Origin of the sequence: Pseudalkalibacillus berkeleyi (assembly GCF_021608225.1) — a bacterium.
In the GTDB taxonomy this organism is placed as follows: domain Bacteria; phylum Bacillota; class Bacilli; order Bacillales; family Fictibacillaceae; genus Pseudalkalibacillus; species Pseudalkalibacillus berkeleyi.
In genome coordinates this window covers 2,624,967-2,648,938 of sequence record NZ_JAKIJS010000001.1, presented here as the reverse complement: position 1 = coordinate 2,648,938, position 23,972 = coordinate 2,624,967, and the positions used below count along the sequence as shown (strand labels likewise).

General features: G+C 36.7%; 29 protein-coding genes. 15 read left to right on the top strand and 14 right to left on the bottom strand.

What is annotated here, in order from left to right; genetic code table 11:
- Window positions 1-179 precede the first annotated feature (179 nt).
- From L2716_RS13860 to L2716_RS13845, 4 genes are all read left to right on the top strand, one after another.
- Window positions 180-1,490, top strand: a complete 1,311-nt coding sequence (locus L2716_RS13860) for an oligosaccharide flippase family protein (protein WP_236336959.1) — start codon at window positions 180-182, stop codon at window positions 1,488-1,490.
- Window positions 1,491-1,907: 417 nt separating this feature from the next.
- Window positions 1,908-2,057 carry a hypothetical protein gene (locus tag L2716_RS13855; RefSeq protein ID WP_236336941.1) on the top strand — a complete coding sequence of 50 codons (150 nt, stop codon included), beginning with the start codon at window positions 1,908-1,910 and terminating at the stop codon, window positions 2,055-2,057.
- Window positions 2,058-2,217: 160 nt separating this feature from the next.
- Entirely contained in the window at window positions 2,218-4,179 is a 1,962-nt protein-coding gene (locus L2716_RS13850; RefSeq protein WP_236336939.1) for an LTA synthase family protein, read from the top strand.
- Between the two features lie 98 nt (window positions 4,180-4,277).
- Window positions 4,278-4,739, top strand: coding sequence for a hypothetical protein (locus L2716_RS13845; protein WP_236336936.1), 462 nt, complete (start codon window positions 4,278-4,280; stop codon window positions 4,737-4,739).
- A gap of 80 nt (window positions 4,740-4,819) precedes the next feature.
- Here L2716_RS13845 and L2716_RS13840 read toward each other — a convergent pair whose 3' ends face one another.
- From L2716_RS13840 to L2716_RS13815, 6 genes are all read right to left on the bottom strand, one after another.
- The gene (locus L2716_RS13840) at window positions 4,820-5,029 is read right to left on the bottom strand and encodes a hypothetical protein (protein ID WP_236336934.1); all 210 of its coding nucleotides are present in this window, start codon (window positions 5,027-5,029) and stop codon (window positions 4,820-4,822) included.
- Between the two features lie 14 nt (window positions 5,030-5,043).
- Window positions 5,044-5,271 (bottom strand): hypothetical protein, encoded by a 228-nt coding sequence (locus tag L2716_RS13835; protein WP_236336931.1) that lies wholly within the window; start codon window positions 5,269-5,271, stop codon window positions 5,044-5,046.
- A 27-nt stretch (window positions 5,272-5,298) separates the two neighbouring features.
- Window positions 5,299-5,889: a hypothetical protein gene (locus tag L2716_RS13830; RefSeq protein WP_236336921.1), complete on the bottom strand. Its 591-nt coding sequence runs from the start codon at window positions 5,887-5,889 to the stop codon at window positions 5,299-5,301.
- 80 nt (window positions 5,890-5,969) lie between these two features.
- Entirely contained in the window at window positions 5,970-7,268 is a 1,299-nt protein-coding gene (locus L2716_RS13825; protein ID WP_236336918.1) for an S-layer homology domain-containing protein, read from the bottom strand.
- Window positions 7,269-7,446: 178 nt separating this feature from the next.
- Window positions 7,447-7,683: a hypothetical protein gene (locus L2716_RS13820; RefSeq protein ID WP_236336916.1), complete on the bottom strand. Its 237-nt coding sequence runs from the start codon at window positions 7,681-7,683 to the stop codon at window positions 7,447-7,449.
- 163 nt (window positions 7,684-7,846) lie between these two features.
- On the bottom strand, window positions 7,847-8,305 hold the full coding sequence (locus tag L2716_RS13815; protein WP_236336906.1) for a DUF2512 family protein: 459 nt from the start codon (window positions 8,303-8,305) through the stop codon (window positions 7,847-7,849).
- A 302-nt stretch (window positions 8,306-8,607) separates the two neighbouring features.
- Between L2716_RS13815 and L2716_RS13810 the strand changes: the two genes are divergently transcribed.
- From L2716_RS13810 to L2716_RS13800, 3 genes are all read left to right on the top strand, one after another.
- A complete protein-coding gene (locus tag L2716_RS13810; RefSeq protein WP_236336903.1) occupies window positions 8,608-9,399 on the top strand; it encodes a transposase in 792 nt (263 codons plus the stop codon).
- Between the two features lie 157 nt (window positions 9,400-9,556).
- Entirely contained in the window at window positions 9,557-10,006 is a 450-nt protein-coding gene (locus L2716_RS13805) for a VanZ family protein (protein WP_236336901.1), read from the top strand.
- 220 nt (window positions 10,007-10,226) lie between these two features.
- The gene (locus L2716_RS13800; RefSeq protein ID WP_236336899.1) at window positions 10,227-11,186 is read left to right on the top strand and encodes an MBL fold metallo-hydrolase; all 960 of its coding nucleotides are present in this window, start codon (window positions 10,227-10,229) and stop codon (window positions 11,184-11,186) included.
- A 56-nt stretch (window positions 11,187-11,242) separates the two neighbouring features.
- Here L2716_RS13800 and L2716_RS13795 read toward each other — a convergent pair whose 3' ends face one another.
- Together L2716_RS13795 and L2716_RS13790 are read right to left on the bottom strand one after the other, a co-directional pair.
- Entirely contained in the window at window positions 11,243-11,527 is a 285-nt protein-coding gene (locus L2716_RS13795; RefSeq protein ID WP_236336884.1) for a hypothetical protein, read from the bottom strand.
- An 81-nt stretch (window positions 11,528-11,608) separates the two neighbouring features.
- Window positions 11,609-11,947, bottom strand: coding sequence for a hypothetical protein (locus tag L2716_RS13790; RefSeq protein ID WP_236336874.1), 339 nt, complete (start codon window positions 11,945-11,947; stop codon window positions 11,609-11,611).
- Window positions 11,948-12,208: 261 nt separating this feature from the next.
- Between L2716_RS13790 and L2716_RS13785 the strand changes: the two genes are divergently transcribed.
- Both L2716_RS13785 and L2716_RS13780 read left to right on the top strand, forming a co-directional pair.
- Window positions 12,209-13,012: an SGNH/GDSL hydrolase family protein gene (locus L2716_RS13785; protein WP_236336872.1), complete on the top strand. Its 804-nt coding sequence runs from the start codon at window positions 12,209-12,211 to the stop codon at window positions 13,010-13,012.
- Window positions 13,013-13,136: 124 nt separating this feature from the next.
- Window positions 13,137-13,817 (top strand): hypothetical protein, encoded by a 681-nt coding sequence (locus tag L2716_RS13780; protein ID WP_236336870.1) that lies wholly within the window; start codon window positions 13,137-13,139, stop codon window positions 13,815-13,817.
- Between the two features lie 72 nt (window positions 13,818-13,889).
- Here L2716_RS13780 and L2716_RS13775 read toward each other — a convergent pair whose 3' ends face one another.
- The 5 genes from L2716_RS13775 to L2716_RS13755 form a co-directional block, all read right to left on the bottom strand.
- A complete protein-coding gene (locus tag L2716_RS13775) occupies window positions 13,890-14,222 on the bottom strand; it encodes a hypothetical protein (RefSeq protein ID WP_236336868.1) in 333 nt (110 codons plus the stop codon).
- Window positions 14,223-14,652: 430 nt separating this feature from the next.
- A complete protein-coding gene (locus L2716_RS13770) occupies window positions 14,653-15,360 on the bottom strand; it encodes an ABC transporter ATP-binding protein (protein WP_236336866.1) in 708 nt (235 codons plus the stop codon).
- The gene (locus L2716_RS13765; RefSeq protein WP_236336859.1) at window positions 15,347-16,492 is read right to left on the bottom strand and encodes an ABC transporter permease; all 1,146 of its coding nucleotides are present in this window, start codon (window positions 16,490-16,492) and stop codon (window positions 15,347-15,349) included. Before L2716_RS13765 ends, L2716_RS13770 begins: the two co-directional genes overlap by 14 nt.
- Complete coding sequence (locus L2716_RS13760) at window positions 16,489-17,688, bottom strand: ABC transporter permease (RefSeq protein ID WP_236336849.1); 1,200 nt, start codon at window positions 17,686-17,688, stop codon at window positions 16,489-16,491. The genes L2716_RS13765 and L2716_RS13760 overlap by 4 nt, the downstream gene beginning before the upstream one ends.
- Window positions 17,689-17,775: 87 nt before the next feature.
- Window positions 17,776-19,398, bottom strand: a complete 1,623-nt coding sequence (locus tag L2716_RS13755) for a DUF6583 family protein (RefSeq protein WP_236336846.1) — start codon at window positions 19,396-19,398, stop codon at window positions 17,776-17,778.
- 268 nt (window positions 19,399-19,666) lie between these two features.
- Between L2716_RS13755 and L2716_RS13750 the strand changes: the two genes are divergently transcribed.
- Window positions 19,667-19,963, top strand: a complete 297-nt coding sequence (locus L2716_RS13750; RefSeq protein WP_236336844.1) for a hypothetical protein — start codon at window positions 19,667-19,669, stop codon at window positions 19,961-19,963.
- 53 nt (window positions 19,964-20,016) lie between these two features.
- Here the strand turns inward: L2716_RS13750 and L2716_RS13745 are convergent, their stop codons facing one another.
- The gene (locus tag L2716_RS13745) at window positions 20,017-20,379 is read right to left on the bottom strand and encodes a DUF4870 domain-containing protein (RefSeq protein ID WP_236336825.1); all 363 of its coding nucleotides are present in this window, start codon (window positions 20,377-20,379) and stop codon (window positions 20,017-20,019) included.
- Window positions 20,380-20,563: 184 nt separating this feature from the next.
- Between L2716_RS13745 and L2716_RS13740 the strand changes: the two genes are divergently transcribed.
- The 5 genes from L2716_RS13740 to L2716_RS13720 all read left to right on the top strand — a co-directional run bounded on the left by L2716_RS13740 (window position 20,564) and on the right by L2716_RS13720 (window position 23,957).
- Window positions 20,564-21,145, top strand: coding sequence for a hypothetical protein (locus L2716_RS13740; protein WP_236336823.1), 582 nt, complete (start codon window positions 20,564-20,566; stop codon window positions 21,143-21,145).
- A gap of 92 nt (window positions 21,146-21,237) precedes the next feature.
- Complete coding sequence (locus L2716_RS13735; protein WP_236336821.1) at window positions 21,238-21,954, top strand: glycosyltransferase family 2 protein; 717 nt, start codon at window positions 21,238-21,240, stop codon at window positions 21,952-21,954.
- Between the two features lie 4 nt (window positions 21,955-21,958).
- A complete protein-coding gene (locus tag L2716_RS13730) occupies window positions 21,959-22,321 on the top strand; it encodes a DUF2304 domain-containing protein (protein WP_236336819.1) in 363 nt (120 codons plus the stop codon).
- Entirely contained in the window at window positions 22,318-22,659 is a 342-nt protein-coding gene (locus L2716_RS13725; protein WP_236336816.1) for an EamA family transporter, read from the top strand. Before L2716_RS13730 ends, L2716_RS13725 begins: the two co-directional genes overlap by 4 nt.
- An 11-nt stretch (window positions 22,660-22,670) precedes the next feature.
- Window positions 22,671-23,957, top strand: a complete 1,287-nt coding sequence (locus L2716_RS13720) for an ArnT family glycosyltransferase (protein WP_236336815.1) — start codon at window positions 22,671-22,673, stop codon at window positions 23,955-23,957.
- Window positions 23,958-23,972 lie beyond the last annotated feature (15 nt).

Genomic DNA, 23,972 nt, shown 5'->3' with positions numbered 1-23,972 from the left:
GGAAAGAGTTGTTAGGCAACACTTAAAAGAATAAAAAACACTGCTGATTAATCAGATAATTATAATAGTATTTTGTTTGACAATTCAACTTAGTTGTAACCAAATTAATATTAGATTTATCGTTAATATAGTCTTTATTTCAAATATTTTTTTGTGAGAGTTGCAATAAGGAGCATGGAATGAAAAGTAAACTTAAAAAACTAAGTAAAAGACCATTAGTACGCAATGTAGTGATAGTTGCTACTGGCACAGCTGCGGCCCAAGTTGTCACTATGGCTTTTGCACCCGTTTTAACTCGTCTTTATGGTGCGGAAGCATTTGGGGTACTAGGTGTGTTTATGGCCTTGGTGGGCATTGTTTCGCCTATAGCAGCATTGACCTACCCAATTGCTATTGTACTACCTAAAAGTGAAGGTGATGCAAAAGGATTAATTCGCATCTCACTATTTATTTCTGTGTTTTTTGCGCTATTTACAGCCATAGTATTATTCGTTTTTAATAACCCAATAGTTAAATTTCTTCAAATAGAAGTAATAGCACCATTTTTATATCTAATACCTTTGGTAATGTTGTTCTCAGCCTTCCTACAAATTGCGCAACAATGGTTATTTCGCACCAAACAATTTAGAATTACTGCCAAAGTAGCATTCTTTAATGCTTTAATTTTAAACAGTGCAAAGGTCGGTATAGGATGGTTTGCTCCTGTAGTGACAGTACTTGTATTTATTTCAACAATTGGTAACGCTTTGCACACATTTATGTTAATCAGAGGTACAACTATTTTTCTAAAGAAAGAAGTTTCTGACTCATTAGAATCAAAAGAACTTAAGAAATTAGCAAAAAAATACAAAGACTTTCCACTTTATAGAGCACCACAAGTATTAATTAATGCTGTTTCTAGGAGCTTACCTGTTTTATTGTTATCAGTTTTCTTTGGTCCTGCCTCAGCAGGATTTTATAATATAGGAAAAACTGTACTCGATATGCCAATAAGACTTATAGGTAAATCAGTAACTGATGTGTTTTATCCTCGAATTGCAGAGGCAGCGAATAATGGGGAAAATCTAACTCGTTTGATTTGTAAATCTACCTTACTTATTGCAGTTGTCGGCATCATACCATTTGGAATCGTCGTGGCCTATGGACCTCAGCTTTTCGGGTTTGTGTTTGGAACAGAGTGGGTGGTAGCAGGAGAATATGCAAGATGGTTAGCTTTATGGCTATTTTTTATGTTTATAAATCTCCCAAGCTCTGTTGCAATACCTGTGATGAATTTGCAGGGGCGTTTTTTGTTATTTGAAATTATTAGTATGATCTTAAATATTTTAGGTTTAGCCATTGGGTTTTATTTATTTGATAACGATGTTCTCGCAATCGCATTATACTCACTAACTGGAGTTATTGCGTATCTATATTTAAGCATTTGGGTGATCAATTCAAGTAGAAACTATGTAAAGCATGGGGATGGTATGAGACCAGTGAAAAAGTAGTTATTTTCAAAAACGCTCTTTACGGGAGAACGTAAATGTTTTCCCGTATAACAAATGTTTTTTAGAAGCGATTCTAGAAGCTCATTTTTCTTTTAACATCACTTTAAAATAGATGACCTTGATCAGCAATTCCGAACGGTACTGATGTATCCGATCAAAAAAAACCTAAACTAATAAGAGTGACTTATACCCAATCTCATAGTGAGGGAGAATAAGGGATATTGTTAATTAATCGTTTGGAAGTTTTCGGAAAACTATTTGAAGTATTATAAGACGTGTTATTGGTTAGTGAACTGTACCCTTGAAAATAAACAGTTAAATAAAAGAAATAGGCAGCTATAAGATGACTTCGGAATTGTTCAGGGGCCATCTTTCTTAATACCTAGAGGAATTGTAATAGTCGGGCTAAATAATCGAGTGCAGATTAAGCTTATACAGTTAGTAAGGACGATCGCTGATTTAAACGAGTTTTCATCTATTGACGATGCCGATTTGTGGGAGGCATTAACATTGAGGCGAGAAGTGAAAACGACGAACAATTCAATCCTCTCATTGAAGCAGAACTAAGGGACAAGGGGACAGGTACCTTGTCGTCGTACCAAGAGAACTATCCCTATGAATCTTGGTCTATTTGGATTGTAGGCTTTTTGTATGGTTTTACTATTATAAATTTTATGCTAAGTTTACTAAGAGTTTGTAAATTTTAACATAAGGGGAACGTGGGTTCATGAGAGATAGATGGATTTTTAAAATAAATTGGTTCAGAGAAAGGTTGTTTTTTTACTCTGACTATTTCTTATTCGTCCTATTGCTGATGTTCAAGACGTATCTGTTAGCCGATCTTACAGGTACAGTCTTTTATGAGTATGGCGTATGGGGGTACATAAAGAACCTATTTGCATTTATCTTTGGTGGAGGTAGCTTTAACACCATCCGTAGTGGATTGTTGATGATTAGTCTAGGATACATATTATTACTTTCGTTTTGGACACTCTTCTTTACAAGGCGGAAACGAATTTATATTTTAATTATTTTAAATGCATTGGTTTCATTTGTCTTGTTTGCCGATGTCATCCATTACCGATACTTCGATGGCTTCATATCCGTTGCTTTACTTTTACAAGCAGGGCAAGTCGGAAATCTGACAGACAGCATCATCAGCCTTATACAGTTGAAAGACATCTTATTTTGGGTGGATGTATTCCTAACGATTCCTCTCTTCATTTTCATATGGAAGAAGAAGTGGTTTGCTGAGAAAAAGCGGGCAATTGTTGCTGGGATTCTCGCCTTCGTGATTGGCTGGTTCTGTGTCCAGCAGCCTTTACACGTCTTCTACCAATATGGTGGGAAGAAGATTCTTGAGAAGATGATCGCAAGTGAAAGTATTTATAAGTTTACGGGCATTTACGGCTATCATTTCTTTGATATGAAGCGAAATTTCGAAGACTATGTTCTACATAAAAAAAGAGTCTCAAAAGAACGGGCAAATGAAATTGACGAGTGGTTCTCAACCAATACCGGGAAAACGAGTCCAGAAACATTTGGTATAGCAGAAGGGAAAAATCTGATTGTTGTACAGCTGGAAGCCATTCAGGATTTCGTCATCAATCGTGAAGTAGAAGGACAAGAGATCACGCCTTATTTAAATGAGCTGATTAAAGATAGTGCGTATTTTCCAAACTTTTATCATCAAGCTGCACAAGGAAGGACGTCTGATGCGGACCTACTTGTGAATACATCACTATATCCTTTAGCTACTGGTTCAGCCTTTATTCGATACAGTGCGAATGAATATGACAGTATTTCAAAAGTGCTAAAGGATGATGGATATCAAGCTACAGCCCATCATGCATTTAAAGGGAGCTTTTGGAACCGGAATTCCATGTACAGTTCACTAGAATACGATCAATTTTACTCGAAGGAAGATTATCAGCCTGAGGAGACGATTGGATGGGGCGCTTCAGATGAAGACTTTTTCCGTCAAACGGTTGATATGATGCCAGCAGACAAGCCCTTTTATTCATTCATGATTTCGTTAACGAGCCATCATCCGTATCCTATGCCAAAAAAACATAAGGTACTTAATTTAGACAATGTGGAAAACGAACTTCTTGAAAACTATCTTCACTCGGTGCATTATGTGGATCAGTCGATTAAAGTCTTTGTCGAGGAACTGAAACAAAAAGGTTTGTGGGAGAACTCCGTAGTCGTGTTCTATGGTGATCATGACGCAAAAGTGATGGAACAGGGGACGAATTCAGAAACATTCGTTACCGGTGATAAGAATGAATTTGAATTATATAAAGAATACGATCAGGTTCCACTTGTCATCCACTTACCTGAAGATCAGCTAGCAGGTACGTATGAGAAGACTGGAGGACAGCTTCATTTAGCCCCAACACTTCTGCATATGTTAGGGCATGAAACGAACGATAAATATTTTATGGGTAAGGACCTATTCCTGGAAGGAAATCGTTTGGTTGCACTGAGAACAGGAAGTGTCACGAATGGCAAGGTATGGTACCAACAAGCTAAGGATGGCATCTTCAGTAACGGAACATGCTATGAGTTTGAAACTGGCAAGAAGATCGACATCAAGGAGTGCAGCTCAATCTACGAAGAAGCCCAACAGCAATACAGAATCTCAGATGACATCATTTTCGGAAACCTGATTAAGAAATTTAAATAAGTGGGTCGAAGGGACAGGTCCCTCGACCCATTTTGACGAACACTATAGTTGAACTAAATGTAAGTTGAAGGAAAAATATATAGTGGGGGTATATGTATTTGAAGAAACGTACCGCAATCATTCTATCCATTCTTTCTATTTTTGTGATTGTCTCTCTGTTTTTATACGGTGTTTATTTAAACCCGAACAATGAAACTGCTAATTTTAAATTGTATAAAGAGGATCGTGAAGAGGTCGTCAGGATGTTGAATGAAGGGGAAATTAAGAAGGAGGGTGAAGGTGGTTTTGCATTTTACCATACACCTCCACAATTTAGTAAAGCAAATGTTGACGATATTCTTCATGCAAGGATGTATAGTGAAGAAAGGCACTTTGTATTTTTCCAATGGGTTGATTCACCTGTTTTTGGTCCTGGATTAATTGAAGGGTTTTTGTATACCTCTACAGGAGAGCCACCAACCAATAGAGAATTTAGTTATTTGGATAGTTGCCACTTTGAAAAAATAGAAGGGGAAGAAAACTGGTATTTTGCTTCCAATAATACAGGGTATTATGATTAAACTTAAACTGAAAACTCAAAGCCCAAAGATTGACCCCAAATTCGTTCTGGGGTCATTTTTTTTTAGTAGTTGGCCACTCATTACTTTCGTGAATTCTTCAATTTCAGATCTATTCGCTCTTCCTTTTTACCCCATCTAACGAGTGCATAAGATGCTTCTACGTCATTAATAGTCGGTACGGTAATCTTTTTACCACCTGCCACTTTTGAGCCAATAGCACCAATCGTACCTTTCATCCGAAACGTAGATCCTGTGACTGTACTATAATTTCTACCGTTATGATCATACAATTCAAGTGTGTAGTCTAGTATCCATACATTTTTTCTTCATTTTTATATGTAAGTGTTCCATCTCCTTTACTCATCAAATCAGGGGAATAGATTACGTGGTAATCCTCAATTGTCCAATGTTCAGACTCACCTTCTAGTAAGACATTAATAAAGGCAACTTCATCTTTATCGTTCAACCATAAGTATGCGGTTATTAAGTTAGAGAAAAGTAAAGTAATGATGAGGATAATCTTTAATTTCATATTTATCTGTTCATATCCTTTCTTATGCTAATTGTTATTTTGATCATGTTCTAAATATCGATCATAGAAGGTTGTAAGGTGATCGAAATTAGCAACGAAACTCATATGGAGATTTCCGAGTAGGTTCTTGCTTTCTGCTCTTGAGTGATTATCACTATTAATGATGTAAAGGATGTTTTCTTCTATGTACAATGTACTTTCTAAGAGTGTTCTGAGTAACGTTTTGGAGTCTTGATCGTAAGATTCTTTAAATGCCAATTCAATTAAAATTTGTTTTGCTTCTTTCACCTCAAAGTGAATGGTTTCTAATTTTGATTTGGTCATTTTTGTCGATTCTTTTTTTAATAGCCAATCTTGCTCAAACATTTGGAGCAGATATTGGATCCTGTCAGTCGTACGGTTTACGTTTACGTCGTCGTCAGATTGAACTTGTTCTTCATACTTTTTCTTAAAAGTGGTTAGCTCTTCTTTATAATGCTCGACTACAATAGAATTAGGTGTAAACGGTATAGATTTAGTCATACTCAGAGCTGAGTAAGGGTAAAACCAATTAATTAGTATTATAAATGTTGTAATTAAAATAATTGTCGGGATAAGTATTTTCTTTCGTTTCGTCAATTTTTTTCCTCCATTTTCTTATGATAAAAAAGCTGATAAATCGGAAAGGCTCCCGGTTTATCAGCTACAGAAGGACCCGTTTAGTTTGTCGTTTGCTTTTGCAGAGCTCGGTAGATAAAGGTAGCGAATTCTTCACGTTGTACCTGATATTCAGGATGATAGCGATTGTTACCTACTCCAATTGTAATGCCATTTTCAGCTAAAATGTTAATGTAATCATATGCCCAGTATTCTTCAACCGTATTGTCATCGAAGTATTGTTTTCCGGTTCCTTTCAAATTGAATGCTGTCACGATGATTTTTGCCATCTCTGCACGGTTCAACTCTATAGTAGGGCGGAAAGTGCCATTATGGTAACCATTTAATACTTTGTAATGCGAGAGGACAGATATCTCTGCAAACGCTGGATTGGTAGGTAACAAATCACTAAATGACGCTGGTGGTACATTAGGATTGTATACGATACTTCTCGTTAACATTTGTGCTGCATGATCCCGTCGAACGGAATCTTCTGGACCGAATTTACCATTACCATACCCAATAATGATTCCTTTTTGGACAAGGGTTTGAATGGCATCGTAAGAATACATTTGATCATTTACATCAGAGAAATCTTGTGAATCCTTTACTTCCATCGCACGCCAGAAGGCATTTGCTAGGACGAGATAACCCGCTTCATTTGGATGGATGTTTTTTGGATTTGGCAAGTAGGTTTTCCCGTTTGGATTAAATGCATCGGCTGTCGGAACGTATGTTGCACCAGTTGAAACTGCAGCTGTTTGAATCGATTTGTTCAAATTGTCTAAAGCTGCTAATAGCTTCGGTTGTTCCGTGTCTGGTAGATAGGGGAATGAGTTATAATACCCCATCACATATACATCTGCATTTGGATTCAAGGTTTTGATAAGACCGACTGTTGAGCCGATGTTTACTCCGACTTGTGAAATCGCTTTTGCAAATGCAACTTCATCATATGATACGACACCAGTTTTTGGATCAATGTCTATGACAGCCAAAAGATCATTTGCTCCAGCATTCAAGGTGACAACTTCGGCTTCCATTATTTGTTTTTGAATGCCATCTGTGTCTGGACTTCCATCCATGTTAGGTTTAAATACATTATTTTTGAGGTCAGCTAAGACTTCTGCCGACGTGTAACCAGGATATGCATATTGCTTAGAGTAATCACCGAGAACCAATGTCTGTTTCATTTGCAAAGCAAGAAAATCACTGTACCCCATCCCTAATTGATCTTGATGGTTAACTCCAGCAGCTAAAGAATCACCTAACGCAACATAGTCAAGCTTGGTTACTTCTACCGACTGTGCATTAACAGTGGGTGAAAGCGGGGATACCGCGATTAAAAGTACTAACATCATCAATATTCCAAACCGTAGTTTACTCAACACCATCCATTTACCATTCCTTCCAATTTATATATATACCTAAAGTAAATTCGACATCAAATTGTAATTACCTGTAAAATGGAATGGGAAATCCACGGAAAAGTTTTTCCGTGGATTATTGAATAGAGTGCTTTTACCCTCAAGTTTTAAATTAAACTTCAATTCTATGTAATGTGCTTCCTACTTGTTTTTCTTTATTTTCCTTCAATAGTTTTCTTGCCCACGATGATTGCTTTGATTGATCTAATTGATTGTAGACTTCAATTGCATAAGGTAGAAATTCCCCCGAGTCCATCATTTCATACATTTTAGCCTTTGAGATCTTCAGAAGTTTACAAATAACCCTATCTTCAGAAGATAACAACCTTTCTTGTAACACTTTATCCATGCATAATCCCCTCACAAATTGTTCTCTATGTAAAAAACTGTTCGTCCCAACCTTTATTATATCGGAACAAACCAAAAAACTTTAAAGTGGGTCGTGGGGACAGGTCCCTCGACCCACGATGAGAAGATGGTAAGAGTCACTAACGTATGGAGGGAGGGGGCTGTTATTTATCCTCATCGCTTTCATTAATCAACTTATCACCCGCTGGTGCAAATTCCTCTCCAACTTCAACTGCATATCCATGTCCCTTGATATCGGCTTTCGAAGGATGTAATGGATTGGTAATTTCGATAAACATGTGATAGACGAATTCGGAAACAGCAATTACTAAAGATGCAATGCCAGCTCCAAGCAACCGATTGTATGGCGTATCTACAATAGGTTCAGCAAATAGCCATAGGACGATGAAAACAAATCCAAAATCAATCGCTGTCGCAAAGAAATTACCGAGCTTCTTCAAAACATATAAATCTCCAATCGGATAGCCGATTGCTGTAATCAATATAGACACCCAAAGTGCATTGATTATGGAAACGCCAAAGAAAGGTGTTAAAGTTGCTAAACATAAACAGAATGCAATTAAGAACTTAGAAGAAATAGCAATGATATGTCTGATATTCAAAATCCATCGCTCCTTTATATACATGGTTTTAATAAATATCTTTGCCTAATTGCTCCATATTATTACTGGGTCAGGGGGACAGGTCCCTCGACCCACTTACACGAAACTTTTTAAAGGATTTTTTTCTTTTTGTAGAATACATAGTTATACCACGAATCTTTTCAACTTTAACTTTTCCCTACATTCAATCCACATTAATAACCTTTCACATCAAAAACCCATCAAATTTTAAAGCTCCATTTTATCGAAAGAACCCCCTTATTCAAGAAGTTAACTATGTACAGTTTTGAGGTGATATATGAATGCCAAGAAGGGCCAGACGAAAGAGTAGTAGCGGAATTTATCATGTTATTTTAAGAGGGATTAATAGGCAAACCATTTTTGAGGATGCAGAGGATAAGAAGAGGTTTGTCAAAACGCTCAAAAAATATAAAGACATTTGTCACTTTAAGCTATATAGCTATTGTTTGATGAATAACCATATTCATTTGCTGTTGAAAGAGATGGAGGAGCCTATTTCAGATACCATTAAGCGGATCAGCTCTAGCTACGTTTATTGGTACAACATGAAGTATGATCGGTGCGGGCACCTTTTCCAGGCTAGGTATAAAAGTGAATGTGTAGAGGATTCTGCTTATTTTTTAACTGTACTTCGATATATCCACCAGAACCCCGTGAAGGCTGGCATCGAGAAAGATGTATTTGAATGTGAGTGGACGAGTATGGGGGAGTATCTTCATGAGACGAATATAGTAGATGTCGATAAAGCAATTGGTTTTTATTCGGTAAATCGTGAGGAATCGATGAAGCTGTTTATTGAGCACATGAAACAATCAAATGATGATCAATGTATGGATGATTCATATGTGAATGTAAGAGTGGATGATCATGTAGTTAGAAAATATTTGAGCGAGTTGGGTGTTAAGAATGTGAGTTCATTGCAGCAAATGGACAGGGTGGATAGGAACGCAGTATTGGCTGAGTTGAAGGAATTGGAGGGAGTCACGAATGGGCAACTATCTCGGGTGAGTGGAATATCGAAAAGCGTGATTCAGCGAATTCGAAGGAGTGGGTCGGGGGGACAGGTCCCTTGACCCATTTACGGTAGGTTCCTTTATATTCATCAACAACGAGCATTCATGAAGTGGATACTAGGGGGAGCTTTCAATTCATGTTAGCTCTCTATCCTTTATTGGGTGCTTACTGATATAATGAACGAGACAATAATATGAAGAGAAAAGGACCAAATAAATGAACAAAATACTTTCCTGGTCGTTTGTGTTTCTTTGGATGTCATTAATCTTCTACCTATCACACCAACCAGCAACAGCCTCTAATGCTATGAGTACTGGATTAACAGAAATGATTGTTCAATTCATTGAAGGTGTCACTCCTGTGCAAGATTTTGACCTGGAAGCCTTTAATCACATTGTTAGAAAGAACGCTCATTTCTTTGCTTATTTCATTCTCGGTTTACTCGTATTGAATGCTTTAAGAAAGAATCGGATTCGTAAAAAGGAGATTGGATTCGCCTTACTGATCTGTGTTTTGTACGCTTCTTCAGATGAAGTTCATCAGCTATTCGTTCCTGGTCGAGGTGCACAAATAAATGATGTGCTAATAGATAGTTCTGGGGCAATTGTTGGCGTTAGTTTGTATACTTTCGTTCATAAAATTAGACATCCAAACACGAACATATAAAACTATTTATAGCTGGAGATCAAAGGGGACATTCGACTACAGAACATGATTCGACAACCCCTCAATCAATCGTTTGATTGAGGGGTTTTTCCTTGTGTATCATGAAGTTAGTGGGTCAAACAAACGCTTGTTTGATAAGCTGCGAAAACTGTCGTGTTGTTATTAAGTGGGTCGAGGTACCTGTCCCTTCGACCCACCAAGAATTATGGAGTGAATTTTAATGGAAGTTTTTCCGATTATCGTACCGACGCGTTCGAGTTTGAAGTCATTTAATTTTTATATAATGAAAGATGAGGGATCATTATCGTTAATAGATGCTGGTGTGAATTCATCAAAGTGTTGGGATTATTTAAACGAGGCATTGCATCATCATGGCTTTAGTTTAGAAGATCTAGATCAAATTATCATTACCCATAATCATGAAGACCATGTAGGATTAGTTGATCGGATTGTTTCCAGTCGCAATATTCCGGTATATGTGCCTGAAAAGGCGATTTGTCGTCTGAAGCGGGATCGTGATTTTTTTGAAATGAGAATGGAGTTCTTCAACAAACTATATAAAGAGATGGGTTGTGGGGTAGAAGGGGATGTTCAAATCAAGAAGTTGGGAGCGGCTATGGCATCGCATGAGGAGAAGAGGCTCAAATCAGATGTCATTCCTATAGGTAAGCAAACTTTCACTTCGCTGGAACCATTAGAAACACCTGGTCATTCTCCAGATCACATGATTTATTATGATCATGGTCAAAAGGTGATCTTTGGAGGCGATCTTCTTCTTAATCATATCTCGAGCAATGCTCTAGTAGAGCCTGATGAAAGTGGAAATCGAATAAAAACTGTTTTAGAACATGAGCAATCACTTAAGAAATGTGCTTCTATTCATGCTAACGTTTTGTATCCAGGTCATGGGGATATCATCTATGACCATAGGATGCTAGTTGAAAAGAGGTTAAGAGGCATTAGTAGGAAGGCAAGTAAAATAGAAAGTGAGCTTGAGCAAGAACCGCGAACCGCGAGTGATATTGCCCTTACATTTTATAAGGATAGGTACTATGAGCAGTTTTCACTCGTTATGTCAGAAATAATCGGTCATTTGGATTATTTAGAAGCCAATGGAAAAGTCACGAAAGAACTGAGTGGTGGAGTATGGGTTTACAGGAAACTACGAACCCAACAGTAAACGTAAGCAAAACGCCTAAAGAATCCTGTTCGTGGCGTTTTTTACATTTATTCATCTTATACGCCAATCTGGACAAAATCGATTAAAAGATATAAGGATAATGCACCACATAATATAGCAATAACAAAATGTTTAAATATCTTATCAATTTTTTTATTTGGGTCTGTTTCTTTAACCATAAAAGCTACTGCATAACCTATGCTGAAGAAGAATTGCACAAATAGGTAGGATGTTAGTAAGTATATAAATAATTTAAGCATAAGATCTCTCTCCCAAATCCTCTTTAGTCTTTTCAGTACCGCTCTATTAATTTTATCGACAGATTGAAATGTATATTCCATTCTTTTAAACAATTAAAAAAGCTACCTAATAGGCAGCTCTTCTATAATGGGTCGAGGTACCTGTCCCCTCGACCCACTCATTTATCTTGAGAAAATTGAGAAGATTCCTTTCTTTTTGCGTTTTTTTGCTCGATCCCTCAATATTTTCTTTACTTCTCCCGCTTCTTCGACTGTCATATCTTCAAAGCTAGTGTGGTATCTCGCAATGAAATATGTACCATTTGGTAGGCTCCGTCCAGTTTCATAACCGAGTCCTTCATCCACACTACATACAATTCGATAACCGCTTATAAAAAATTGTTCTACACTTGCGGGTCCATCAACTAATTCCTCAAAATAATTTAAATCGTTCGGGACCGTAGTAATTTGAGGACTTTGACCTGGCTCCACAAGAACAATCGTAATTTTCTGACTATTCATTATCCGCTCCGCCTCTCCCAATATTTTCTATTTATAAAAAGTATACGCGATAGCTATCTAGGTGTAAATGACTAGTTATGTCGAAAGAGAGCGGATGATAGAGTAAGTCTAATGGTTTGTCAATAAAGGAAAATAGGCTAAATTTCCTATTATTACATGGTATGATGGGTTATGACAAAATGTAGTGGTGTTATTTGACAAAATATGATATATAATGAAAAATAATTAGGGTAGGATTTTGTCGAATATAAGGGGGAAGAGATGAAGAAATTTTTATACATAACAACAATTCTTTTGTCGATCAGCGTAATTGTCTTTGGGCACTTACATTGGAAATCGAAAATAAGTACTGCAAGTGTCTCTGCAAATGATGACATAACAGAAGACTCCGATGCTAACGTAAATGAGTCAGAAGTTGAAGAAACAGAAAGTAAACGAAATTTAGAAACGCTTACTCAAAATCTACCAAAAGAGGCAGCGTCCATCATAATAGATTCATTTAACAAGGGTGAGCAATTGGATCTCGCATTCATAGGTTCAGAGGCTCAAACGAAAGGGTCTACACCTTGGCCAGAACTAGTTGAAGAGGGCTTAAAAGAAGCTTACGGGCCTGAACTATTCACAGTACATAATTATAATTTCGGTGATGAGTTTTCCATTCGGGCGATTCGAACAGACGATATGGATTCGATTATTAATGATCAGCCTGATATAGTCATTCTTGAACCATTTCTTTTGAATGATAACGGTGAAGTGAATATTAATCATACGATTGATAGTATTCGAATCATAAAAAGAAGAATGGTAGAAGAGAATGAGGAAGTTATTTTTATGGTACAACCGCCGCATCCGATTCATGAACCAGGACTCTATGCGACACAAATAAATGCCTTGAAAGAATATGCTGAAGAAACAGATACGACTTACCTTAACCACTGGGATAACTGGCCAGATGTTACAGATGAAGAAATTAAGCAGTATATATTAGAAGATATTTCTGGACCAAATGATGAAGGGAATAAACTTTGGGCTGAATATATCGTAAACTACTTTACTGGAAGTTAACACGAATATTGGAAGGGGCCACCTGTTAAAATAGGTGGTTCTTTTTAAATTGTTTAATATGGAAATTATAGTAAAAATATTCAGACTAAAGTATAATAATGAGAGATGGAGGAGGTTGTGTGAATTGAAGAAAAGACTCATGATATTGTTTTATTTTATGGCCATTTTCCTATCAATTGGGGGCGTTGCACTTAGTAACAGCATGCTATTGAAAGAGGAAAAGAATGTTGATCTTAACTACAAGGATGTCACGGTTGAGTTGAAGGACTTAGGAAATGATAAATACCTAGTCACTATGAGGGTAGATTGGAAGAAGATTCCTGAGATTAGAGAAAAGGATATTTTAGCAATTGGTTTACAAGATACAAATAATGATTTTACGATCTTGCTAAATACGATTATGGGCAAACAACATTATACATTAAGCAATGGTAAAGAAAAAAAGTCAGAGACGATTACATACTCGTTTAATGACGGACAACAATACTTTACTAAAGCCGAGGGTGTTGGGCATTTGCAAAACCTAAAAGATGATGAAGGCGATTTTAAAGTAACGAAACTCTTGCAAGAATTAGAGTTCATCATGGATGTAAACGATAGTAGTGAAACTTCGGAAATAAAGGTGGAAGCCATTTCTCACCATATGTACAACTATAAACGCTCTATATCGGATGCGGATTTTAATATTCGCTATAATCTCGGGGAAGCTATGGTCGTATTTGATGACGCAAAGGATTTAGGGGCCTATGGGATTCCCAAAAAAGTGATCGGTGAGATTCCAATACCAAAAAGCAGATTAGATTAAAAAATTATTCCAATAATAAAATACAGGTACAAAGTCATAGAAAGATAAAAAGCTATCGATTTTGATAGCTTTTTATCGTGTGAAAATAGAGAATAATCCCTTTTTACGCTTTTTGCTTTGTTCTTTAATTACTTTCTTAACCTCTTCTGCTTCATGTACAGACATATTTTCAAACTCTGTATGATATCTAGCGACGAAATATGTACCTTTGGGTAAGCTTCGATCATCGTAACCAAAACCTTCATCGATGTTGCAAACTAATCGGAAGCCACTAATGAAAAAACGTTCTACACTGACAGGTCCGTCCGCAAGCTCTTCAAAAGCTTTTAAATCATTTTTAATATGTGTAGTCTGTGGAATTTGTCCAGGCTTTACTAAAACAACTGTGATATCACCGTTATCCATCTTTAGGCCCACCTTCCCTCTTTATCTTATTGTAATGGGTAATTTTCTAAATGTAAATTAATATATAACAAAAGCATTGTAGAATATAGGTGGGTAAATATACCTCTTAGAAGAAATGCTTAATTAGTCAATAAGAACTATTAGTGATAGTTCTTTTGGTAATCAATATTGTTATAGTTTTCGTATGAATAAGGGGGTTAGTGTGGATTGAAAGATCATTAACAATTTTATATACAAATTAAAAAAGACCTAAGATATATCAATTCGATACATTCAGGTCATATGATCTCTTTTGTGCTTATTTCACTTTCAACTATTTTTTCTATGAAAAAGAACAGAAGGTGTCAAACAAACGTTTGATTGACTGCACAAGTACTGCGAGCCCTTGGCCAATAAGGCTTTAATTTCAAACAAACATTTGATTAACGCATCAATGGCGGATGATTTTCAGGTGTTTAAGCAGTTCATGTGTCGGATTTTGGGCGTGAGGAAGGTCGTTTAATGAACTAAAATGTCTTAGTGTGCCTTCTTCTAACACTAAAACATAGTGACAGAGCATCTCAATTTCCTGAAGATCATGAGATGAAAATAAAATCGTCTTGTCTGACCCTAGTGCTTTCAAAAAAGCGATAATGTCCGTTTTAGACGGAAGGTCAATTCCGACAGTCGGCTCATCCATAATAAGGAGTTCAGGATTATGGAGGAGAGCAACGATAATATTGAGCTTTCGCTGCATACCACCTGATAATTGATCAACGCGTTTATCAACATGTTGTCTTAAGCCAACCATGCTTAATAGGTGGGAGACCCACTCATCTGAAACTGATCCAGGTGCCATGCCTGACCAGAAAGTAAGGTTGTCTCTTACTGACAAAGTTGAATGTAGGGCAATGTCTTGTGGAACATACCCAATTCTTTTTCTAAGTTGGTTCTTTTTTCTCGTAACCGATTGTCCACCCACGTAAATTTCTCCGCTAGAAGGCTTTACGAGGGTTGCGATCATTTTCATTAAGGTTGATTTACCAGCGCCATTAGGACCTACCAACCCTACTCGTGCGCCTTGTGGAATCAACAAGTCAATATCCTTTACTACGTCTCTTTTTTTATATTGCTTATGAACATGTTTAAGTTCGATCATGACGAATAACTCCTATCCCAAATCCTAAAATGATCAGACTCATTCCGGTGATCCCAAATATGAATAAATTCAAGTTATTATCGGCATGCGAAATTCCGCTTAATAACCAATATTGTGGTGTGAATTTTGAAGCAAATAAGAAACGTTCAGAAAATGCTTCAAGCTTAATGAAGCTGCCACCTAGAATTCCTGATACTACCGTTATCGTAATACCCATCAAATGGTATAGTTTATAGCTATTAAACAGACTGGCTATCAAAAAGCTGATCGTGGTACAAACAGCCATGTATCCTAAAAGAAGTGCACCATCGGTCAAAAGGTGGTCAGAATCTTTAAGTAAATAGAAGACGGATGGTAGCATCGTGATTGTAATGAGTGTAAAAACACCGAACAAATTGGAGAGTTTACGATTCAATACGCTAACGCCAAACATTCCTGTCCTAGATGCGATTCCGCTCTTTCTATCATGAATGACCCATGTCTGTAGGTAGAAACTTAAGAGAAGAATATAAACACTTAATAATCCAAATAGAATCGGAGAATGATCTTTTTCCACCACACTCGTTTTACTTTGACCGGTTGTTTCGTAGTTCACAGTCATGAGCGGTTCAGGCTCCCATTGATTGTCTGCGTATTCCCAAGCATACTCATAGAGCTTTGAGCCGTTGAATTCTTCATTTAAATAGGTAGCCGCCCGACCATTACTCGCAATTCGGATCACTTCACTTGCTACATATTCTTCAATGAGATTTGTTGAAATAGCATTTGGAGCTGTATAAAGTTGAATGACATCTTTAATTTCACCTTTTCCGAGTTGTTCAGTAAGGCCCTTTGTAAAAACAACAGCTGCTTCAGCTTCGTTTCTCTTCAACATTTGTAAGGCTTCATATTTTGATTGCTCGGTGATGTGCAAGGTTTCGTTCTCTTTTATGCGATTAATTATTTTTTCTGTCATCTGGCTGCTTTCCTCATCCACTATGATGAGAGGAATTTTTAACTGTTCTGATCCTTTAGAGAGCAATTGTTCTGTCGTCCAAAAGAATAGTAAAGGTAAGAGCAGCATGAAGATGAATTTCCAGCGATGGTTTAACGTTATCTTCCATCTATTCCTTATAAAGTGCCACGTTCTCATATGCGCCTCACCTGCCTTAATAGGAGAGAAGAGGAGAACAGCAAGCCTGTCATGCCGCCTAATACACCTATACTAGCTAATATAATCTCTTTATTGTATACAAATAAAGCATGGATGAACATCGTGTGAATCCAATGTGTGAGGGTCGATAAATTGACCCACTCTAGGAATCCAGTATAGTACGCTTCAGGAAAAAGTAAGCTTCCGCTTGCTGTGAAAACCATGATCCCGATTAATCCTACGAAAAATTGAATGCCACTAGGGATGGGCAGATTAGACAAAAATGTGTACCAAACGCTGATGGCAATGATCATTGTGATGATTGCAACAATACTCCAGCCCCAGTGACCGGTGACGCTCACTTCAGTCAATAGGAATAAACCACTTAAGAGTAGCATTGCCTGCATGAACAAAATGACAAATGTTGTTATGAATGCACTTGAAACATGAGAGATCGTGGATACCCCGAATGTTCGGAGCCTTTCATCGATTTTATCTTTCGTTGATGACGTTAAGCTCATGGTTAGAAGTCCTGTTAATAATAGAAGGAAGATGATTCCTGATGTACTATAGTATTTTAATGGCGTAACGCCCTCAAAAGCGTTGACTTCACTTTTATCAAACATTGACTTCCGGTTGAATGCAAAGGAAGTGAATTCCAAAATCTTTATGTCAGCAACCCTCTGTAAGTATTCACCCTCATGTCCGACCTCGACCATATAATCATAAATCGTGTTAACGCCACTTTGTGCGGCACTAACGAGATCAGCGGAACTATTCATCATTTCGTTAAATAAAGCAGATTGAAAGGGGCGCTGATTATTACCAATGACCGTTACCTGCTTATTGTCCCCATCTCTGATCCCATCTGTAAAACCTTCAGGGACCTTCAGAATGGCAGCTATTTTATTTTCCTCTATTAATGTATTCGCTTTAACTTCATCTACAACACGAAACGAAATCAATTCTCCATTGTCTTTAAACTGCTGAATGAGTTGTCTTGTTCCTTCTGTATCGTCTGCGTCAACAATTGCAACATCAAAAGGAGGGAGGAGGGACTTGGATTTGATTACATGTTCAAGACCGTAGAGTAAAAATCCGATAAGTGCAATAGGCATTACAAATAATACTATCCATGCTATTGGTTGGTTGAATACTTCTTTCAGTTGTGTCTTAGCTAGTGTCATCGCCCTCATAATCGTTCTCCTATACCGTTATGTATAAAAAAGGCAAGTGCAGAGTAGACTCGGACACTTGCCTTATATTTAATGTACTGCTTTTTCTTAGAATGGGCTGTTCATCATCAAGCCTTGGATGCGTGACTGAACTTCCGTCATCAGCTCTTGTTTTTCTTGGTCATTTAATTCAGCTACGTTTACACCGTCTTCTTGGACGTTAGGAAACTTAAGCTTTTCTTTAAATGCCGTTTTGGATTCGTAATCGAAAACCACTTCGACTGGAGAGCCTAGTCCAGGATCCGCTTCTAAACCAAATTCACCTTTAGTCGAGTATTGTCCGTTATCAAGATCATCTGTTACTTTTCTCGTAAAGTGACCTTTAATTGGTGGAATCTGTTGAGTTGCTTCATCAACTGAAATTTCAAAGTTAATCTTCATGTCTTCTGGCTTACCTGTTAATCCAGCCTTAAGCGTTGCACCGTTTACTTCTCCGGATTCAGCGATAGCGACAGTACCTGTGAGGTCATGATTCATTTTCTCGTCTTTCTTTTCGCCTTTCAGTTCAAAAAGAATTTTCAAGTAGTCTTGGTTCTTGCTACCTTCTGGATAAGCGTTTAATTCCCATTTTCCATCAGTAACGATGTCATCTTTTCGTAGCGCGTGTGTAGAAAGATTCATATTTATGATCTCACTTTGATCGCCAATCTTAAACATCATGTCACGTTTTACAATCAAGTTGTCATTGTCAATCAGAATGACACTCTTTAATCCATCAGGCATGCTCACATCGTCCATATTTTTTTCAGCTTCTTCAAGTAAAGAAATAAATTCTTTTTTCATGTCTTCTTTATTCATGCTCATTGTTGTGAAATTAGAGCCCACGCCCATTTCGATATACTGATCTAACAGTTCATCGTCATTTTTCACTTTCGTAATGAGCGCTTTGAGAAGATCTTTTGTTTCTTTTTCTGAAAGCTCTAGGGTTAACTGCTCGTATTTTTCTCCTTCAAACTCAACGCCGTCTTTAGAAGTGACGTCTTCATCTTTAATTTCATCTAAAATGAACTTTCCGTATTCCTTCAAATGTTCTTCTAATTTCTCTTGGTTTTCAACTGATTCTAACTGCAATTTTACGAAGTTATCGATCGTATCTGGTCCAACATAATTCGGATCCATTTCACGCATCACTTTACCAAACTCTTCATTTTTCATGTAAAGATATTGGTTGTAAAGTAGTGGGACGCTAAGCCCTGTTACTGTTTCAGATTGATAAGCTTCTGCTTTTACAAGCTCTGTTCCGCCTATTCCGACTTTCATATCAACAAGTCCTTCATTATTCTCAGGATCAAGTTGAGTAGAGAAGTTCAATTTCACTTGATTGAGAAATGAACTAAACATTGCGACGTTCGGATCAATGGCTTCTAATCCATTAATGCTATTTAGACTAAGGTTCATTGATGTTTTGGACGGTTCTTCTAACATTTTCTCGTTGATGTCTTCATTAACTGCAAACATCTCCATATAATCTTCAGATGTTTGTTCCATCGTCTTTTTCTCAGCTAGAAAATACGTTTCTTTCGCTGATAAATTGAAAAAGAGTGCATAAACAGTTGCGCTGATTCCTAGTAAAACAATCACAGCGAGTGAGATGATCAATGGTTTCTTGCTTTTCTTAGGCTGCTGGGATGGTTCAATGGTAGCAGCGGTTTCATCTTTTCCGTAATTCATTAGTATCCCCCTATTGTATATGTACTATTAGATTATGAATCTCCTAAACAATTCATTCGAACAAGCTATATAAAAGGCTGTAACATTTGAAATAATAAAGGAAATTCTTTGTAAAAATCGTACTCCTTAATCCTACACCGTGCCATATTTGGATTCAACCATATTTGTAAAAATATTATTCAATTAAAATGTTATTTTTTTCTCGAATAGGGTGATGGCTATTATGTGTAACATAATCCTGTTTTAATACGTCATTAGAACTAGAGGGGTGGAAAATTATGTAAATAAAAACACTTATGCTGAGGGTATCCATTTAAGCACAATTAACGACCAGGCATTTATTATTGGTTTGATTGAAAAGTTAGAGGATGCAGAACAGAGTTCAACAGCGACAATGGACTTTCAGGACCCAGACTACAAGATCATCATTAAGGACAACCAAAAAATCATTAATGATTTAGGATACTATGAGGGAGCTATTAAGTTAGGGGTTGAGGGACGTTATTTGAATCAAGAAGAAGAAAGATTGTATGCCGTTACAGTCAAACTCCCGCTTGTACAATAGAATGCGTAAGGGTGATCACGGAAAACTTAACTAGTGATTCACCCTTATGCATGTTACTTAAAGAAACGAATCGTCATTGGGTATCGATAATATGTGCCTTCACTTGCTCGTATCGTTCCGATAATCATGAAAATCAGTTGTAACAATGCCACTATCGGTAGAAGAATGAAGCCGATTAACACAAAGATAAGTAGACCTGAAATGGCTCCATAAATTAGAAAGCTAATTTGAAAGTTAAGTGCTTCTTTTCCGTGAAAATTTGCATATTCAGACTCATCTTTCTTCATTAACCAAAGGATTAACGGGCCGACGATAAACCCAAGTGCTACTGTCAAATACCCTGCAAAAGCAGCTAAATGTATAAACATACCCCAATTCTTTTCTTCTTTAGACAATGCATTTAAATCTTCAGTCATTATGATTCACTCCTTTTCTTCATCTCTTACTTTATATATTCCTTTACGTTTATAACAATAATAAGTTTCAAGATAAAGTTGAAGGTATTACCAAAAACGTTTAATGTTGGTGAATGGATGTGGTATTGTAAATAAGTTACATCAAATTAATGAAAGTTGGTGAAAAATGAAAAAATTACCGAATATGTTATTAAGTCTGATAACGTCGATGTTTATCACTTTCTTTGTGACAAGTTTCGTCATCGTCACCGTGGTTGTTATAGGTTGGATTAGCGACCCATCCTTACAACAATCTGTAGGAGCGATGATCTTTAAAGCAATTCCAATCATTCTGTTAGTCAACCTCATCATTACGCTTGTAATGACCATATTCCTATATAAAAGATACTATTCTAAAGGAGATTATTCAGGTCATTTTCTAAGTGTAGTTGCAGGTATGCTTATAGGAAAAACATTTTCTACTATTTACAAATCGATTGCATTTTCTATAGAAAATAGTCCAGACAACCGAATTGCAGAATATTTATACGCCTCTACTAGTTTTGTGACTTTTATCTTTGTCCCAATCACAGTAGTTACGGCGATATTTTTACATAATAAGATTGTACGTTTATTCAATTTGAAATTGTATGCCATTGTTGGAGGAGCAGGGTGGATACTATTAGAAATAATGCCATCATATCAAATGCATTTCGTACATGTTAAAACCTATTTTCTAATTGCAGCTATATCCTTATTGTTTGTAAAGAAACGATTACAAAATTGAATAACTCATCTTATGAAGATTGAATTGGAAGACTATGGGGAATGTTAGTGACATATATCCCTAAAATCTTCTAATAGCTCAGAGGTGATTTTATGAAAGAACATAAAGTGTTAATCATTGTTCCTGCATTTAATGAGGAAGAATCTATAGGTAAAACACTGCATAAATTAATTCACACCTCTCGAAATTCTCCATATGGAATTGATATATGTGTTGTGAATGATGGTTCTAGTGATCGTACTGTTGATGTAGTCCAGAGCTTTCCTGAAGTCATTCTCCTCGACCTACCTTATAACTTAGGAATCGGTGGAGCAATGCAAACAGGGTATCGATATGCATATGAAAACAATTATCAAATCGCTATTCAATTCGACGCAGATGGACAACATAATAATGAGGACCTATCTACGATTATAGAGCCCTTGTATGCAAACGAAGCTGATATGATTGTAGGCTCCAGATTCGTCTTGCCAACTGATTATAAAGGCAGCAGTTTAAGAAGATTCGGCATTGTTTATTTTATGTATTTATTATACTTATTAACGAAACAAAAATTCACGGATCCCACTTCGGGTTTTCGTGCAATTAATAATCGCATTATTAAGGAATTTGCCCATAAGTACCCAAAAGATTATCCTGAGCCAGAAGTTCTGATTTATATTCATAAGAAAGGTTATGTCATTCAAGAAAAATCTGTTCAAATGCAACAAAGACAAGGCGGATCTTCTTCTATTACCCCATTTAAGAGCATGTATTATATGCTGAAAGTTACTCTTTCTATATTAATGCAGAAAGTTATAAAGGAATGATCCGATGAATATATCAGTTGTTTCATTTGGTGTAGTAATTATGTTTCTCTTTATCGTGCTCGAATCTGTCAGAAGAGGGATTCTTGAGACAAAGTATTCTTTATTGTGGATTCTCACTTGTGTTGTTTTGGCAGTATTAAGTATTAGCACTTCGTTGTTAGAAATGTTGGCTAATCTATTAGGCATATTCTATGCGCCGTCTCTGTTATTTTTATTTGGACTTTTATTTAGTTTAATTATTATCTTCGATTTAACTCGAAGAATTTCTCAATTAAATCATAAAATCATAACCTTAACGCAAGACTTCACTTTGTTAAAACAGGAATTAAAAGAGCAAGAAAAAATAAGAGAAGGAAGTAAAAAATGACGTATTTGTTATTGTTAGTCAATGTTTTTCTACTTGTTGGAGGGCAAATGCTCTGGAAGGTAGGAGCTGCGAAAATAGATCAGTGGAATTTTGAAACGATTATCTACTTGTTAAAGTCGCCCTTCTTTATTGGGGGCGGTCTTTTATATGTGGTCGCTACTTTTATTTGGATGTACATCATAACGAAGTTGCCGTTCAGTGTTGCCTATCCGCTCCAAAGCTTAAGTTATGTCATCGGCGTTCTAGCAGCTTACTTTTATTTCAAGGAATCTGTTGATGCTTCTCAATGGATAGGCGTTTGTGTCATTGTTATAGGAGTCTATTTAATCGCTAAGTAGAGGTGGTCATAATGTTGAACCAAATGAACAGGTTACTTTACTCTAGATATCCACTTATATTGATCATCGTATTTTCATTGATCGTACATCTTCTTTTTTTGATTAAAAACCCTGGCATGATATTCAACGACCCAGGTCAAATTGGATTTACTGAAAAGCAAGGTCAATATGGTGGACGAGATGCGACGTTATATGCAGAGATGGCAAGGCAACTGCTTGATGTAGGTGTTTATGGTTATGACACACATCATACCGGGGAGGTTGTACAAAATGCATTTGTTACACCAGGTCAACCGATTTATCTCGTCGTCATTTTTTCAATTGCTAACTTGATTTTTGTCGATCAACTTTTACTTGCAAAGTTAGTGAACATGGCATTAAGTGTTTCAACTGTTGCTTTACTTTATTTTATATCGTATCGGCTATTTGAATCCCGTTGGATTTCATTAAGTGCGGCATTCTTATATTCAATTTACCTCAGCCCTCTACATTATTTTAGAACGACCTTAACTGAAATCCCGTCCATCTTTATGTTTTGTTTGACGCTGTTGTTGTTCCTGAAAGCTTATCAGGATCATAGAACACGTGATCATGTTCTATTTGGGATATTCTTTTGTATAACGGTTATGTTCAGACCAACACCCGCTCCACTGATATTATTAGCGATTGCTGCTATATTATTGAAGTATCCAATAAAAGAGTCTGTTAGAATAGGGTTGTTGTGGGTCATAGGACCAGTGGTCGTTATTGCGCCATGGGTGATACGTAACCTGGCCGCGTTCGGTGAGCTTTACATATTTTCATCCCATGCCGGAAACAGCTTGTTTGCAGGTGCAAACCCTTTCTTCAAAAATGATTTCAGTGAATACTGGAGAGAAATGAAAGCTAAAGGCTGGGACCAAGAGCAATATGCTTGGTATAAAATTAAACAAGGATTCAAGCATGATTTTGATTACTGGTTTGCATGGTTCACTGTAGGTAAGACGATCAACTTATTCCATCAAGTAGATAGTCAGGTCCATTACATGAATTATGCGATGTTAAAATATTTTAAATGGATTCATTATTTCGTTGTCGTGGTGGGGATTGGTTCTACGATCTTCTATATGAAGAAGCTGAACGTGAGGACAATTGCTTGGATTGTCGTAGGATATATTCTTCTATCTAACATGTTTCTTACCATACCGAGATACGGATTTTTTATTATACCTATGCTTTGTATTTTGACAGCATTTACGATTTATCAGGTAGGATATTTATTAACAAAATATGTTAAAATTGTAAAGTCGCATGTATGAAATATACAGACGTAC

Coding starts and splice junctions, on each gene's coding strand:
- L2716_RS13860 (WP_236336959.1), top strand. CDS start 180: ATGAAAAGTAAACTTAAAAAACTAAGTAAAAGACCATTAGTACGCAAT.
- L2716_RS13850 (WP_236336939.1), top strand. CDS start 2,218: ATGAGAGATAGATGGATTTTTAAAATAAATTGGTTCAGAGAAAGGTTG.
- L2716_RS13835 (WP_236336931.1), bottom strand. CDS start 5,271: ATGAAATTAAAGATTATCCTCATCATTACTTTACTTTTCTCTAACTTA.
- L2716_RS13825 (WP_236336918.1), bottom strand. CDS start 7,268: ATGATGTTAGTACTTTTAATCGCGGTATCCCCGCTTTCACCCACTGTT.
- L2716_RS13820 (WP_236336916.1), bottom strand. CDS start 7,683: ATGGATAAAGTGTTACAAGAAAGGTTGTTATCTTCTGAAGATAGGGTT.
- L2716_RS13810 (WP_236336903.1), top strand. CDS start 8,608: ATGCCAAGAAGGGCCAGACGAAAGAGTAGTAGCGGAATTTATCATGTT.
- L2716_RS13805 (WP_236336901.1), top strand. CDS start 9,557: ATGAACAAAATACTTTCCTGGTCGTTTGTGTTTCTTTGGATGTCATTA.
- L2716_RS13800 (WP_236336899.1), top strand. CDS start 10,227: ATGGAAGTTTTTCCGATTATCGTACCGACGCGTTCGAGTTTGAAGTCA.
- L2716_RS13795 (WP_236336884.1), bottom strand. CDS start 11,527: ATGGAATATACATTTCAATCTGTCGATAAAATTAATAGAGCGGTACTG.
- L2716_RS13790 (WP_236336874.1), bottom strand. CDS start 11,947: ATGAATAGTCAGAAAATTACGATTGTTCTTGTGGAGCCAGGTCAAAGT.
- L2716_RS13785 (WP_236336872.1), top strand. CDS start 12,209: ATGAAGAAATTTTTATACATAACAACAATTCTTTTGTCGATCAGCGTA.
- L2716_RS13775 (WP_236336868.1), bottom strand. CDS start 14,222: ATGGATAACGGTGATATCACAGTTGTTTTAGTAAAGCCTGGACAAATT.
- L2716_RS13770 (WP_236336866.1), bottom strand. CDS start 15,360: ATGATCGAACTTAAACATGTTCATAAGCAATATAAAAAAAGAGACGTA.
- L2716_RS13765 (WP_236336859.1), bottom strand. CDS start 16,492: ATGAGAACGTGGCACTTTATAAGGAATAGATGGAAGATAACGTTAAAC.
- L2716_RS13760 (WP_236336849.1), bottom strand. CDS start 17,688: ATGAGGGCGATGACACTAGCTAAGACACAACTGAAAGAAGTATTCAAC.
- L2716_RS13755 (WP_236336846.1), bottom strand. CDS start 19,398: ATGAATTACGGAAAAGATGAAACCGCTGCTACCATTGAACCATCCCAG.
- L2716_RS13745 (WP_236336825.1), bottom strand. CDS start 20,379: ATGACTGAAGATTTAAATGCATTGTCTAAAGAAGAAAAGAATTGGGGT.
- L2716_RS13740 (WP_236336823.1), top strand. CDS start 20,564: ATGTTATTAAGTCTGATAACGTCGATGTTTATCACTTTCTTTGTGACA.
- L2716_RS13735 (WP_236336821.1), top strand. CDS start 21,238: ATGAAAGAACATAAAGTGTTAATCATTGTTCCTGCATTTAATGAGGAA.
- L2716_RS13730 (WP_236336819.1), top strand. CDS start 21,959: ATGAATATATCAGTTGTTTCATTTGGTGTAGTAATTATGTTTCTCTTT.
- L2716_RS13725 (WP_236336816.1), top strand. CDS start 22,318: ATGACGTATTTGTTATTGTTAGTCAATGTTTTTCTACTTGTTGGAGGG.
- L2716_RS13720 (WP_236336815.1), top strand. CDS start 22,671: ATGTTGAACCAAATGAACAGGTTACTTTACTCTAGATATCCACTTATA.